Raw genomic sequence first — 281 nt, forward strand, 5'->3', positions numbered from 1 at the left:
GCATCGGAAGCTCTGAAAATGACCGGTGCCGACAGCAATGTCTGGACGAATGTGGTGATCCCACGCGCGATCCTCCTGCGTGCCTTCCCGCAGATCGATGACAGGCTGGGGTTGAAGATCGGCGCCGACAGCGAAGCCCTCGATCTTCTCAAACGCTATTGCCTGCTTCTTGAAAGCGGCAGCCCGCTTGCCTCGGCGGATCTGATCACGCACGCGACGGACACGATCGTGGATCTGATCGGCCTGGCGACCGGCGCGAAAGGTCGGGCTGCCGAACTGGC

1 pseudogene is annotated in these 281 nt (G+C 61.9%); it reads left to right on the forward strand.

Annotation, left to right across the window (positions count from 1 at the left end):
• Positions 1-18 precede the first annotated feature (18 nt).
• Positions 19-281, forward strand: a pseudogene (locus EN852_RS40335) (AraC family transcriptional regulator); the annotation flags it as partial.

Origin of the sequence: Mesorhizobium sp. M2E.F.Ca.ET.209.01.1.1 (assembly GCF_004010375.2) — a bacterium.
Classification (GTDB): Bacteria; Pseudomonadota; Alphaproteobacteria; order Rhizobiales; family Rhizobiaceae; genus Mesorhizobium.